This is a genomic window from Hyalangium versicolor (assembly GCF_020103695.1).
GTDB lineage: Bacteria > Myxococcota > Myxococcia > Myxococcales > Myxococcaceae > Hyalangium > Hyalangium versicolor.
The window spans coordinates 421,935-435,769 of sequence record NZ_JAHXBF010000006.1; the positions used below are offsets into that span (position 1 = coordinate 421,935).

Consider the following 13,835-nt stretch of genomic DNA (forward strand, 5'->3'; position numbering starts at 1 on the left):
GGGCACGGGCACTGCAGGCGCCGAGACGTTTCCCCCGGAATCTTCCGGTCTCTCGATTGTCGACGGAGGCGCACCCACACTGCTATGCACCCCCCCACCATGGAAGTCCTCCCCACTACGCGCCGTGCCCTGGGGCTGGCGCTGGCACTGCTGCTGACGGCCTGTCCGAAGACGACCCAACCCGTGAGAGGAGGCGGTAGCGGCACCGAAGGTCCGCCTGAGGAGGGCACCACCTTCCTGACGAAGCCCCGCGTGGAGGCGAGGAAGGACTCGACGGCGGATGCGGCGCTGGCGCAGGCCATCGAGAACGCGGCCCGGGCTCCGGACAAGAAGCAGGCGGCCGAGGTGTTCCTGGGCGTCCGCAAGGCATACCCGGAGACCACCGCCAGCCAGGAGGCGCTCTACCGCGCCGGTGTCCTCTACTTCGAGTCCGAGGACTACGCCAACGCGCGGAAGACCTTCAACGAGCTGCTCTTCGAGAACCCGCTCTTCTCGCAGGCGGAGGACGCCAAGCACAAGCTGGCCCTCTCCGCGCTGGAGGTGGGCGCCTACCGGGATGCCTACCAGACGCTCTCCAGCCTCGCCGAGAAGGCGGAGGGCGCAGAGCGCCAGAAGCTCATCGCGGACGCCGAGCGCGCCGCGGAGGGCGCGGGCCTGTACGGCGCGGCGCTCGACATGGCGGTGAAGGTTGCCGGAGACGCGAAGACGCCCGAGGAGCAGTCCGCCGCCGTGGCCCGCGTGGAGCAATTGGTGGAGGGCCGTGCGGCTTTCATGGACATCGCTCGCGTGGCGGATGGCATGTCCCCGAGGCACCCGGCCTGGCCCGTGCTCACCTTCAAGCTGGCCCGCATCTACTACCACCTGCGCGACTGGACGCGGCTCGAGGAGACCCTGCAGCGCTTCCTCCAGGAGGCCCCCAACCATCCGTTCGCCGGGCAGGCCCGGGAGCTGCTGTCGCGCTCCACCCGTCGCGTGGACGTGCGCCCCAAGACGGTGGGCGTCCTGCTGCCCATGACGGGGCGCTTCAAGCCCATCGGCGAGGCGGTGCTGCGCGGCGTGCAACTGGCGCTCAATGGCAGCGACATCGAGCTCGTGGTGAAGGACACCCAGGGCGAGGTGATGCTGGCCGGTCAGGCCATGGAGCAGCTCGCCTTCGACGAGGGCGCCATCGCCGTGCTGGGTCCGCTGCTGCCGGATGACTCGCGCCGCGCCGCGCTGGTGGCCGAGGAACTCCAAGTGCCGCTGCTGACGATGACGCGCACCGAGGGCATCACCGATATCGGCTCCTACGTCTTCCGCAACATGCTCACCAACTCCGCGCAGGCGCAGGCCATCGCGGACTACGCGATGAAGACGCGCGGCTTCAAGCGCTTCGCGGTGCTCTACCCCAACATCCCCTATGGCGTGGAGCTGGCCAACGGCTTCTGGGACGAGGTGGTGCAGAACGGCGGCACCGTGCGCGGCGCGGAGAGCTATGCGCACGATCAGACGACGTTCACCAACGAGGCCAAGAAGCTGGTCGGCCGCTACTACCTGGAGGATCGGGCCGACTACCTTGAGGGCATGCGCGACTTGCAGGGCGAGAGCCTGGACGCGTTCCGCAAGCGCAAGGCGGTGGAGAAGCTCAAGGGCAGCGTGGAGCCGGTGATCGACTTCGACGCCATCTTCATCCCGGACGACTGGAAGCGCGTGAGCCTGGTGGGTCCGGCGCTCGCGGTGGAGGACATCGTCACCAACGCGTGCGACCCGAGGGACCTGGAGCGCATCCGCAAGACGACGGGCAAGAAGGACCTGAAGACGGTGACGCTGCTGGGCACCAACACGTGGAGCAGCCCGAAGGGGCGCTCGGGGTTGCCGGAGCTCATCGAGCGCGGTGGCAAGTTCGTCACCTGCTCCGTGTACGTGGACGGCTTCTTCGTCGACTCGCAGCGGCCGCCCACGCGCAAGTTCGTCCAGGCCTTCCGCGAGGCCTACAAGGACGTGGACAAGGAGCCGGGCCTGCTGGAGGCCATCGGCTACGACTCGGCGCTGATGCTGCGGCAGATCATCCAGAAGCAGAAGCCGGCCTCGCGCAGCGACATGCGCGAGGCGCTCATCAACCTGAAGAACTTCGAGGGCGCCACGGGCCGCACCTCCTTCGATGACAAGCGCGAGGCCGTGAAGCCCCTCTTCCTGCTGTCCGTGGACAGCAGGGGCGTGAAGGAGCTGCCTCCCGAGGCGACTCCCGCGGCGGGAGGCTCGGGAACATGAGCCGTATGCGTCTCCTGCTCGCCGCGGTGCTGGTGTTCGGGGTGGGTTGTGCGCATGGGCCTCCCGCGCTGTCGGCGGATACGCTCTCACGGCTGGCGGAGTCACCGGGCGGCTACCTGGCGGGAGACGCGAAGGGGCTCGAGGACGGGCCCTTGCTCAACAACAAGGATTTCGTCTGGTCCCTGGCCTTCTCGCCGGACAGCTCGCGCGTGGCGTATACGCACCTGGGCTCGAAGTTCTACCTGCTCGGCCTGTGGAAGCTGGGCACGCCGCCGGAGCTCGTGTCCGACAAGAACGTCAACTCCTACGAGTACGACTTGGAGGCGGTGGCCTTCTCTGCGGACAGCACGCTGCTGGCCACGGCGGGGCGTGACGGGGAACTGCGCCTCTTCGATGCCGCCAGCGGCGAGCCCAAGGGCCGTATCCTCACCGAGGAGCCGCTCACCGCGGTGGCCTTCCACCCCAGCGGCCGCTACATCGTGGTGGGCAGTGTGAAGGGGCTCGTCTCGGTCTTCACCGTGCCGCAGCTCTCCTTCGCCTTCGAGTCCCGTGCCCATGCGGGGCAAGTGAGTGCGCTGGTCTTCGCGCAGGATGGGACACTGTACTCAGGGGGCTGGGACAAGCACCTGCGCGTGTGGGCCACCCGTGAGGAGGCGCTGCGGCCAGATCAGGCCCGGGTGATCTTCGATCGGCGCGGTGGCTTCGCCGTCGTGCGTGGCGCCGTGAACGGCAAGGCGCAGGTCAGCTTCGCGCTGGATACGCGTGCTCCGGCGATCCTCCTCACCACCGAGGCAGCCACCCAGGCGGGCATCGACGTAGCCTTCCTGAAGGACACGCTCACGGTGCCCACGCCGCTGGGCAATACCGTGGCGAAGCTGGCGAAGGCCCAGTCCCTGCGCTTCAAGTCCCTGCCCATGGAGGGAGTGGACATCGCGGTGTGCGACGTGTGCGTGCCCACAGGAGCCCAGGGTGTGCTGGGCGCTCCCTTCACCGAGCGCTTCGACATCGCCTTTGACGAGTCCACCCGCGAAGCCATCTTCACCGCGAAGGCGGGCTCGGCCCCTGGAGCGGAGACGCAGGGCCTGGTGCTCGCGCCGCAGGCGGACTTCAATTTCGAGGGCTACGTCAACGACGTCACCGTGGATGCCAAGGGTCAGCGCCTGGGCGTGGCCTTCTCGCAGGACAAGGCCGAGCGCACGCGGGCCGTCTACGAGCGCGAGAAGAAGGGCGTCGAGGAGCCGAAGGGCCCCTTCAACGCGGGCGCGCTGGTGGAGGCCTCTTCCGGGAAGATCCTCAAGAAGTGGTCCGTCCACGGCGGCGTGGTGTCCAGCGCCAGCATCTCGCCGGATGGGCACTCGCTGGCCACGGGCGGCTGGGACAAGAACCTGCTGCTCTTCTCCGAAGGCCAGGAGCAGCCCGTGGCCGAGCGCGAGTTCGGTTGGTCCGTGCGCCGGGTGAGCTTCAGCCCGGACGGGCGCTGGGTGGGAGTGGCCGCGTGGACGCCGCAGAACCCCATCGGCGATCAGGAGAGTGATCCGGCCGCGGCGCTCTTCCAGGTGCTCTACGCCTCGCCCACGGTGGAGCGGCGCTGACTAGAAGTTCTGGGAGATGGAGCTCGCGGGCAGCCCGCGGGCCTGGAGCGCCTGCACCACGCCCGTCACCATCTCCTGCTGGCCGCAGACGAAGGCCATCGTGTCGGCGGAGAGCGGCTCCTCGGCCAGGTGCCCCTGCACGTAGCCGGTGAGCCCCTGCCACCCACTGGCGCCGGGCTGACTCACCGTGCGCACCACGTGGATGCCGGACTGCTCCCATGCCTCGAAGTCCCGCGCGTAGGCGAACGCGCTCGGCGTGCGAACGCCGAAGTACAGCGTCACCCGCCCATACTCCCGGCGCTCCCGGCGGATGCTCTCGATGACGGAGCGGATGGGAGAGATGCCCGAGCCCGTGGCGAACAGGAGCAGAGCCTTGCCCCGGGCCTGCTCCAGCGGGAAACCGCGGCCCTCGGGGTGGCTCACCTCGACCGAGGCCCCCATTGGCAGGTGGATCAGTGCGCTCGTCAGCGGGCTGCCCTCCTTCACCAGGAAATCCCATCGCCCGGAGTTGCCCGGCGGGGAGGCCAGGGCGAACAGCCCTTCCTCGGGATGGCCGGGCAGACGCAGGTGGACGTACTGGCCAGGACGCTGATGGGCGCCTCTCAGCGGGGTCTCCGAGAGATCGAGCGTCAAGTCGGTCAGCCCATCTGCCGAGGGCGAGCGGGCCACCAGGGTGGCCGGGTGCCATTGCGTCATGTCTCTCCCGTTTTAACCCGCGAGCAGGCCGGACGCTGCCCTGGTAGCCTTGGAGGGGTGAAGGCCATTATCTGGTTCGTCCTGTTCCTGCTCGGGTTGGCCGGGGTGCTGATCCCGATCTCCTATCTCTACAACGCGAGCAAGCTGCCCACGATGGACAGCGAGTTCGACATCGAGAAGAAGCTCAAGCACAGCATCGAAGGCGAGCGGATGAGCCTCGTGGCTGGCATGTACGTGAAGCCGGATCGCTCCATCGAGTTCAACCACCCGGACTTCACCCGGCTGCCCAAGGATCTGGTGGCCCTCTACATCACCCAGATGGGGTGCCCGCGCTTCTTCCAGACGCCGCGCGAGGACGGGACGGCGTGGGCCTGGCGGCTCTTCCTGGGCCTGGCCACGGGCGGCCAGCCTCCCGGAGATGGCGGCTGTGAGCGCATCCTGGCCTTCCGCATCGCCTGGAAGCTGGGCGTGCGCGACAACACCGAGCTGACGGTGGCGGCCAACAAGATCCACGCCTTCCTCCAGAAGGATCAGCTCATCGCGTACGACCTGGCCATCATCACCTTCGAGCGCGGAGTGGTGGGTGTGGAGGACGTGGCCTTCAAGCTCTTCGGGAAGGAGCTGGACAAGCTCTCGCTGTCGGAGCTGGCCGAGCTGCAGCTCGTGCTGCCGCCGTACGGCTACTACAACGATCTGAAGACCTGCGTGAACCCCGCCATCATGAAGCAGAACCGGGACCTCATCCTGAAGTACACGATGAATGCGCAGCTGCTCAGCCCGGACAAGGTCAACAACGCGATAGCTCAGCCGGTGTTCTGCACGCAGCGCAAGTAGGCAGGGCCCCCGCTCGGGCGGCGCGGAGCGCTCCGGGGCCTACTGCCGCTTCAGGAGGTTCTTCTCCAGGAAGTCGAGCGTCTTGGCGACCTCGCGGAGCTCCTCGGCGTCCCGTGCCTTGCGCGTCTCGGCCCGCATCTCCTTGAACTTCTTGCGGGCCAGATCCGCGCCCTGGATCTTCTGGCCCGCGGCGAGGCGCGCCTCCAGGTCCCGCTCGAGCCGGTTGATGTTGTCGAGCATCTCGGACGCGCCAGGGACATTGCCTCCAGGAGGCCGGGGATTCTTGGGCTTCGGCGTCTCGGACTGGGCCACGGTCTTGCCCTCCTCCGGCGACTTCGGAGGCTCGGTGGGCGTGACGGTGGGAGGCGGAGTCACCGGGGTTGGCGCCACCGGCGGCGTATCGGGCGCTGGGTTGGTCCCAACCGGTGCCGGCTGAGGCGGTGTCTGGGGCCCGGTCTTGTCGGGAGTCGTGGCCGGGTTGGACGGAGTCACTACGGCCGGAGGCTTCTCGTCCGTGGAAGGGTGGCTCCGATTCCAGAACAACAGCCCGAGAGCGGCCAGGACGGCGACAGCGCCACCCAGCACAGGCAGCAGGCGCCGCATGGGCGAGGGCCCGCTCGCGGCACGGAGCTGCGCGGGGAGCACCTCGGGCGCGATGGAGACCGGACGCGACTTGGGGCGCGGCGCCGCGTCCTCCACCTTGACGATCTCATTGGGGATCGTCTCGGCCTCGGAGTGCTTCGGGACTTCCGTCGTGGGAGCCCGGGAGGCCACCTCGGTCGAGGGAGCTGCCGGGGGCGCTGAGGCGGCGGCAGCGAGCGCGGCGCCGGCGAGAGCCCCCGGAGCGGGCTCGGGCGGGAACGCGGTGGGCGCCGTCCCGGGCGTGGGAATGCGCGTGCCGCCGGTCGCTCCATTGTTGGCGGAAGTCTGCGCGCGCGTGGGCCGCAGCATGGTGCGGCGCAGCCGGTGCAGTTGTTGCCGCAGGGCGTCCGCGGAGCTGGGGCGCGCCTCGGGATCCTTCGTCAGCATCTGCAGGATGAAGGCATCCAGCGCGGGCGGCAGCTCGGGGACGAACTCCGAGGGCCGCGGCGGGCGCGCATCCACGTGCTTCATGAGCAGGTCCACCGGCGAGGTGCCGATGAAAGGCAGCCGGCCGGTGACCATCTCGAAGGTGACGACGCCCATGGCGTACAGGTCCGTCATCGGGCCCACGGCCTGGCCGCGGGCCTGCTCCGGCGCCATGTACTCGGGCGTGCCCACCACCATGTCCGTGCGCGTCTGCGCGGTGCGCGCGGTGGCGCCGCTCTGGCCCTGCTTGGCGAGACCGAAGTCCAGCAGCTTCACGTAGCGCGTGCCGCCCGGCTCGCGCACGAGGAAGATGTTGCTGGGCTTCAAGTCGCGGTGCACCACGCCCGCGCCGTGAGCGGCACCCAGCGCGGCCAGCACCTCGTCCAGGATGGAGAGCGCCTCGGTGGGCGGCAGTCGTCCCTTCTCGGCCAGGTAGCCATCCAGCGGCTGCCCGTCGAGGAACTCCATGACGATGTACTGCCGTCCGTCCGGCACCTGGCCGAAGCCGAAGATGTCGATGATGCCGCGGTGGCGGATGGCGTTGACGGCGCGGGCCTCGGCCAGCAGCCGGGCCACCTGTTCGGGGGCTTGGGCCAGCTCGGGGCGCAGCACCTTGACGGCCACGCGCTTGCCAATGAGCGGCTGGATGCCGTCATAGACGAAGCCCATGCCGCCCACGCCGATGCGCGAGCGCAGCTCGTACTCCCCCAGCTTCATGCCAATGAGTGGATCTCGCGTGGGAGGTTCCTCTCCCCACAGGGAGGAGGCAGGTGCGGAGGATTCCATGTCCGTCGGGGCCTGGGCGGCCCTCGGCGGGGCCTCCTCGCCCCAGGCGAAGGGAGCGTTGCGGCCTCGGGAGGGGGGCTCATCGCCCCACACCTTCGCGAGCGCCTCGATCTGCGTGTCATCCTCGTCCCGGGCCATATAGGACGAAAGAATCACGGTCCCATCCCGAGGGCACACACCGGCGCCGGGCGGAACTTCGAGACCACAGGTTTCACAAGTGCGCGCGGAGGCCATCGGGGAATTCAGGGCTCGCAGCCTAGCAGACTGCGGGACTGTCGCCGATCTGTCGTCTCTAGGAAAGCAGACAGGCCGACAGGCGCTCTGGAGCGCCTGTTCATCCACCCTGTCGGGTAGTGTGGCCGGGATTGACGCTGAAAGCGGGGACAGCGGCAGGCCTGACGACGGATCCGCAGTGCGTCATGCGTGGGGACGCTACCTTGTGAGTCCTCGGGATCTGCGGAAGCCAGACGCCCCATCAGGGGACCCCTTCGGGTTGTGAGGGTTCTCTCATTCGACTAGCAAACACTGGCGAGGTGCTGGCAGCGATCATGGGTCCCCCCGGTCCCACCTTTACCGCCACGGTTAGCTTTTACGGCCGCGCTGTGGATGTCTGTGCAATGTCAAGGACACCCGTGAGTGTTGTTCCTCGTTCCAGGCTGCCCACCGTCTCCGCCGCTTCCGCCGTTGCCTCCAGCACCTCCATTGCCCACTGAGGCATCAAAGGCGCCCGAGTAACCGGCATCCGGGCTGCACCAGACACCGATGGAGGGACCGCCACCGCCGCCACCACCAGGACCACCGGGGCCACCTGCACCACCGGGGCTCCCTGCACCACCGCCTCCGCCATAGGAATTGTAGGAGGGGCTCGTGATGGTATCTCCCACACCGCCCGCGCCCCCCGGGCCGCCCGCTCCACCCGGGCCTCCCTCACCGCCGTTCCCGCCTCGCCCGCCACCCCGCGTGCTCAGCACGGTGTCTCCCTCGAAAGCCACCTGCGAGTGGACCAGCAGCACCGCAATGGAGGCACCGCCGCCGCGTCCCCCGCCGCCGCCGCCGCCGCCGCAGCCACCGCCACCGCCACCGCCGCTTCCAGCGCCTGCGGCACCAGCAACGGTGCCTTCTCTCTTGCAGGCCCCTCCGCTCCCGCCGCCTCCACCGCCACCGCCCGGGGACCCAACGCTTCCGTTGCCACCATTCTGGGTCGCGACCCACATGGTGCCGTTCAGTTCGCCCTCGCCTTCACCGCTCGCACCGCCGTTGCCCTTCCCTCCGGGTAGACCCGGCTCGCCCACGCCACCATCCCCTGCCCTGCAAATGAAGAAGCCGGAGCCGCCGTCCACCAGAGAACCCGCTGGGCCTCCCGCTCCTCCTGGGCCTCCGCGCCCGGAGGGCTGTCCCGGATCACCCGGGACACCGGGCGAATAGGAGCCGCTCACCCCATCCTGACCGTTTCCACCCGAGGCATCCCCATCAACGCACAGACTGACGCCTCTGGCGCCGAACCCACCTGCCGCCGCCATGATGGAGTTCCCTCCATCCATGCCTGCTCCGCCGTCCGCGCCTTGGGGGCCAGTGATTCCTGGGAGCCCCTCTGCTCCCTGGCCAGCCGTGAAGGTGCCGTAACGCAGCACGACGCCTTGGGAGTTGATGACTTGCAGAGCGATGGAAGGAGTACCCCTGTCCGTCGCGTTCGCGGAAGAGACGCTCAGCCGGTCCAGCACCATCCCAGAGCCTTCGGGGATGCCTTGGATCGAGAGTCCGATCGTGCCGCCATCCAGGTGCGTCACGTAATCACTCTTGCGCTTCCAGTTGTCGCGACCTCCATAGGCGCCATACAGGGACACCTGGGTGTCGAGCATGAGCCCTGTCTCGTTGTAGATGCCCTTGGCGAGATACACCAGTCGGGGGGCCGTTCCCTTGCGGACTCGATCCAGCGCCTCGCTGAGCGTCTTCAGAGGTGCTGCCGCCGTGCCCGCAGCTCCCTCCGAACCGCCGGCAGGGTCGACGAAGATTCCACCATCCGCCATGCCGTCGACACCATCACAGTTGGTGTCCTCGAAGGCATCATCCGGCGCGTCGTCGTCGCTCGTCTTGACGCAGTCCTCGGTGGAGCCCTTGCAGCGGTCCTCGTCGAGACACTTCTGCTCTGCCTTGTCGAAGTCGAAGCAGCCCACGGCGAAGACGAGGCCGCCGAGGACTGCCAGGGTGACGCGGGGTTTCCAGGTCTTCAACATTGAGATCCTCACGGCAACGTCCCCACCACCCCGATCATGCCTCCACCCGGGCCCACGGCGACGGTGGGGCTGACCGGCGCCTTCTTGGCGGGGAGGAGGTAGAGCACCGCGCTCGTCACGACGCCGGCTGCCGCAAGCCCGAAGGACACCCGGCTCAGCAACTGGTTCCGACGCCCGTCACTCGCGAGTTTGTTCCCGTCGAGCAGGGTGCCATCGCCACCCGGCGTCGTCAGCGTGTCGTAGTTGTCCTTGGCCTGGAGATAGAAGTACGTCCCCGCGCCCGCGAAGACGACGCCACCCGCGGCGGGAACCCAGGCCCACGGATGAGCCGACGGCTCCTTCTTCTCGGGCGGCTTCTCCGTGATCGGCGGAGGCGTCACCTCGGGCGGCTTCACCTCAGGAGGCTTCGTCTCAGGCGGCTTCGTCTCGCCCGGCCCCACCGCGACGGGCGGAGGCGTCACCTCGGGAGGCTTCGTCTCGGGAGGCTTCGTCTCGGGCACCACGCTGCCCGGGCGCAGATCCTTGATCACCGCGGGCACCACCACATCGAGGGACTGGGTGAGCGCATCGAGCATCCCATCCTCCCGGACCCCGGGGATGAGGTGCTCGGCCACGAGCCCACCGTCCTGTGTCTTGTAGACCTTCGTGCCCACGCGGTAGCCATCCATCCGCTGTAGCAACTCAGCCACCAGCACCACCTCGCTCTTGGCGGCCTGGCCGAGCGCGGTGAGGCACTTGAGCTCCGTGCGCTTGCACTTCAGCAGCGTGCGGCGCTTGGCCGCGGGCAGCTTGCGGAGAACGTCCTTCATCCGCACCACGGTGAGCCCCCTGACCCGGGTCTGCTCGGCGACGTGCTCCTGCGCGAACTCCACGACGTGCGCCGGCACACCCGCGGTGTCAGGTGGGGCGATCAGCACACGGATGGGCTCTTCCGGCGACGCGGGAGCCTGGTTGAGGAGGACCAAGGACAGGAGAAGGGGTGTCAGCACGGGGCGACTTTCTCCTCATGCCGCCACTAGAGCAAGACTGTGGCGCTTCGCCCGCCTCTCCAGAGGCCTCTCCCGGCGAGCGCTGTCACTCCGAGTTGGGGGCCCGAGCACTCGGTTCATACCTCTGGGTGGTGGGAGAGCGCCCTACTACTCTTCTGGAAGCAGCCGAGGGAGGGAGCACGCCCCAGCAGCGCGAGGCGCGAGCTCACCGGCGAGGCCGCTCGGGAGGAGGCGAGCGGATCTGCGTCTTCTCCCCGTTCTTCGGGGCTCCACCGGCGTCCATGTCTTCCTCGTCTGCGGGGGGACGCGGGGGAGCACCGCCCGGAGCGGGAGCGGGACGGCGGGGAGGCACGGCCCCGGGGCGTACTGCGTTGGATGCACCCGTGGCCGGGCGAGCGGGAACGGGCGCGGCAGGGCGACGCGGGGGAGGGGACGCCGGCCGGGAGCTGGAGGCCTCGGCCAGCAGATCCTCGGCAATTTCCACCTTGGGCTCGTCCTTCGGAGGCATGCCCGCGTGGGTGGGCACGTCCTCGGGTGGAGCGCTGAAGTCGTCGTCTTCACCCCGAGCGAAGGGGTTGCGGGTGGGCGGCGGCGTCTTGTCCTCATCCGAGAGAGCATCCGGCGCGGGTCTGCCCGCGGGGCGCGCCTGTTGGGGAGCCGGGGCCGGCCTCGAGGCGGCGGGAGCCAGAGCAGGCTTCGAGGAGGGCAGGTTGGCGGGCACCTGCACCTGCACGGGAAGCGAGGCGGGAGCCGCAGGCTGGCCATCCTTGCCCTGGCGCGCGTCAACCTGGAGCTTCTTCTCGAAGTCGAGCCACTGCTTCTTGTACTCGGAGGGATCCGGCCGGCCCTGCTCGCGGTGCTTGAGCGAGGGGGCCCAGCGCACCTCGTAGGAGGAGCCGACCTGGAAGGTGGGGGGCGGCGGCACGCCGTAGGTGGCCGGATCGAAGAAGGACTCGTCCAGGTCCGTGAAGCCGTAGGCGCGGGCCTTGCCCACGAAGGTGGGGATGATGCCGGTGGGCGCGTGATAGCCCAGCACGTGGCCCTCCTCGTCCTTCGTCACGGGAGTGAAAACGAAGATGTCCTGCGTGCGGTAGTCGCCCTTCTCGTTGAGGGGGAGTACCTCGGACAGGGCAATCGTCTTTCGGCTGCCGTCGTGGAGGCGCTCGCAGCAGACGATGAAGTTGATGGCGCTGGCGACCTGGGAGCGCACGGCGACCATGGGCAGCTCCACCGCGGACATGAGGCACAGCGACTCGATGCGGCGCAGCGTGTCCGTGGGGGTGTTGGCGTGGCAGGTGGCCAGCGAGCCGCCGTGGCCGGTGTTCATCGCCTGCACCAGGTAGAAGGCCTCGCCGCCGCGCACCTCGCCTACCACGATGCGGTCCGGGCGCAGACGCAGGGCCGAGTGCAGCAGGTCTCCCATGTCCACGCCGCCCTTGCCGAACTTGTCCGGCGGACGGCTCTCGAAGGCCACCAGGTGGGACTGGTTGAGCTGCAACTCCGCCGAGTCCTCGATGGTGAGGATGCGCTCGTCATCGGGGATGAGCGAGGAGACGATGTTGAGCAGCGTCGTCTTGCCCGAGCCCGTGCCTCCGGACACCAGCATGTTGAGCTTGGTGTGGATGCCCGCGTCGATGATGCGCGCCATCTGCGTCGTCATCGAGTTGTATTTGATCAGCGCCTCGATCGTCAGCTTGTCCTTGAAGAACTTGCGGATGGAGATGGTGGTGCCGCGCCGGGCGATGGGCGGGATGACGACGTGGATACGGCTGCCGTCGGGCAGACGCGCATCGAGTCGCGGGCGCTCCTCGCTGAGGACGCGGCCGACGAACTGCGCCATGTTGCGCGCGGCGCCCATCAGGCCTTCCTCGGAGAAGGCGGCGTCTGTCTTGGAGAGGCGGCCCTTGCGCTCGATCCAGATGTCCTGGGGGCCGTTGATCATGATCTCCGACACCGACGGGTCGTCCAGGTACGGGAGGACCGGCTTCAAGAAGGCGCGGAGTGACTCGTTGTACATCGACATGGCAACCCCGAGGCTAGCGCGGGCGGAGCCTGGAACCCAAGCGCCCGCGGATGCTTCCCTGCAGGGGGGAGGGGCGGCCTACATCCACCCGAGCGTGTGTATGCCCAGACCCACCCCCGCGGCGGCGGCGATGACGGCCATGGGAGCCAGCCGCGCCTTGGAGCGGAAGAGCACAACGAGGGCGGCGGCGAAGACGAGCCCGGTGGGCACGTCGCGCACGGCGGTGCGCAGCAGGGGCAGCGCGGTGCCGGCGATGAGGCCTACGACGCCCGCGGTGACGCCCTCGAGGAAGACGCGGGCGCGAGGGTGGTGCAGCAGGCGCTCCAGCGGATCATGGGCCAGCAGCGTCATGGCGAAGGCGGGGGCGAAGATGCCGGCCGTCATGGCCAGCGCGCCGGGCAGGCCTCCGCCCATGTAGCCCACGAAGGTGCCAAAGATGATGAGGGGGGAGGGCAGCATCCCGCCGAGCGCAAGCCCATCGAGGAACTGGGCATCGGTCATCCACCCGCCACGGATCACCGCGTCATTCTGGAGGAAGGGGATGGCGGTATAGGCGCCACCGAAGGTGAGCAGGCCGGTGCGCAGGCCGGAACCGAGCAACGAGAGGGTGCTCGGGGCCGTCCTGACGGCAGTTGCGGCGGTGAGCGGAGCGGCGATCTCGGGGGTGTGGAGGAAGACGAAGCCCACAGTGGCGGCGGCACACGCGACGGTGAGTCCGAGCGCCGCGGCACGGAGGCCGGTCTGAAGGAGCACGGCGGCGAGGCCCGCCCAAGCGAGGGCAAGGGTGAAGTGGACGCCGAGCAACTGGGCGACGGCGGCGAGCAGCGCGATGCCAAGGAAGGCGCGCTGGGTGAAGGCGTGGCTGCCGATGCGGTGGACGGCGCGGACGATGAGGGCGGCGACGGCGGCCTGGACGGTGGTGAACGCCGCCTTGACCCCGGGCGAGTCGAGGCCCAGCCGCACATAGAGCCACGAGCACAGGAGCATGAGGAGCAGCCCGGGGAGCATGAAGCCGAGCCCGGCCAGCAGGCCTCCCACGCGGCCTCGGGAGAGCAGGCCGAAGTAGACGCACAGCTCATGGGCCTCGGGGCCAGGGAGGATCTGGTAGAGGGCCAGGGCGCGGTGGAAGCGAGCGGGGGTGACCCACTTCTCCTCCTCGACGAGCTCCTGGCGAATCATGGCGATCTGCGCGATGGGCCCCCCCCAGGCGAGCAGCCCGAAGCGCAGGAAACGCCAGAAGAGGCGTGGGAGCGGCTCGCGGGGAACGTGGGCATCGGGCGCGGAGGAGTCGTGCGCCTCAAAGGGATTCAAGGTATCTCCCCATGCCCATGACTCTGTGGTCTCCCAAGCCTCTCGTCCAGCA

At 68.9% G+C, this 13,835-nt stretch carries 9 protein-coding genes; 3 read left to right on the forward strand and 6 right to left on the reverse strand.

Going from position 1 to position 13,835, the window contains the following annotated elements:
- Nucleotides 1-99 precede the first annotated feature (99 nt).
- Nucleotides 100-2,250 (forward strand): penicillin-binding protein activator, encoded by a 2,151-nt coding sequence (locus KY501_RS15470; protein ID WP_224363760.1) that lies wholly within the window; start codon nucleotides 100-102, stop codon nucleotides 2,248-2,250.
- Nucleotides 2,247-3,842, forward strand: a complete 1,596-nt coding sequence (locus tag KY501_RS15475; RefSeq protein ID WP_224363761.1) for a WD40 repeat domain-containing protein — start codon at nucleotides 2,247-2,249, stop codon at nucleotides 3,840-3,842. Before KY501_RS15470 ends, KY501_RS15475 begins: the two co-directional genes overlap by 4 nt.
- Here KY501_RS15475 and KY501_RS15480 read toward each other — a convergent pair whose 3' ends face one another.
- Nucleotides 3,843-4,538, reverse strand: coding sequence for a ferredoxin reductase domain-containing protein (locus KY501_RS15480; RefSeq protein ID WP_224363762.1), 696 nt, complete (start codon nucleotides 4,536-4,538; stop codon nucleotides 3,843-3,845). It lies immediately after the preceding gene.
- Between the two features lie 57 nt (nucleotides 4,539-4,595).
- Here KY501_RS15480 and KY501_RS15485 point away from each other — a divergent pair, with 57 nt between their 5' ends.
- Nucleotides 4,596-5,372 (forward strand): transglycosylase domain-containing protein, encoded by a 777-nt coding sequence (locus KY501_RS15485; RefSeq protein WP_224363763.1) that lies wholly within the window; start codon nucleotides 4,596-4,598, stop codon nucleotides 5,370-5,372.
- 39 nt (nucleotides 5,373-5,411) lie between these two features.
- Here the strand turns inward: KY501_RS15485 and KY501_RS15490 are convergent, their stop codons facing one another.
- The 5 genes from KY501_RS15490 to chrA form a co-directional block, all read right to left on the reverse strand.
- Nucleotides 5,412-7,460, reverse strand: a complete 2,049-nt coding sequence (locus KY501_RS15490; protein WP_224363764.1) for a serine/threonine-protein kinase — start codon at nucleotides 7,458-7,460, stop codon at nucleotides 5,412-5,414.
- A 386-nt stretch (nucleotides 7,461-7,846) separates the two neighbouring features.
- A complete protein-coding gene (locus KY501_RS15495) occupies nucleotides 7,847-9,460 on the reverse strand; it encodes a hypothetical protein (RefSeq protein ID WP_224363765.1) in 1,614 nt (537 codons plus the stop codon).
- A gap of 8 nt (nucleotides 9,461-9,468) precedes the next feature.
- Nucleotides 9,469-10,449, reverse strand: a complete 981-nt coding sequence (locus tag KY501_RS15500) for a hypothetical protein (protein WP_224363766.1) — start codon at nucleotides 10,447-10,449, stop codon at nucleotides 9,469-9,471.
- Between the two features lie 205 nt (nucleotides 10,450-10,654).
- Nucleotides 10,655-12,472, reverse strand: coding sequence for a TadA family conjugal transfer-associated ATPase (locus tag KY501_RS15505; RefSeq protein ID WP_224363768.1), 1,818 nt, complete (start codon nucleotides 12,470-12,472; stop codon nucleotides 10,655-10,657).
- A 78-nt stretch (nucleotides 12,473-12,550) separates the two neighbouring features.
- The gene (gene chrA, locus KY501_RS15510; protein WP_224363770.1) at nucleotides 12,551-13,783 is read right to left on the reverse strand and encodes a chromate efflux transporter; all 1,233 of its coding nucleotides are present in this window, start codon (nucleotides 13,781-13,783) and stop codon (nucleotides 12,551-12,553) included.
- Nucleotides 13,784-13,835: the final 52 nt, after the last annotated feature.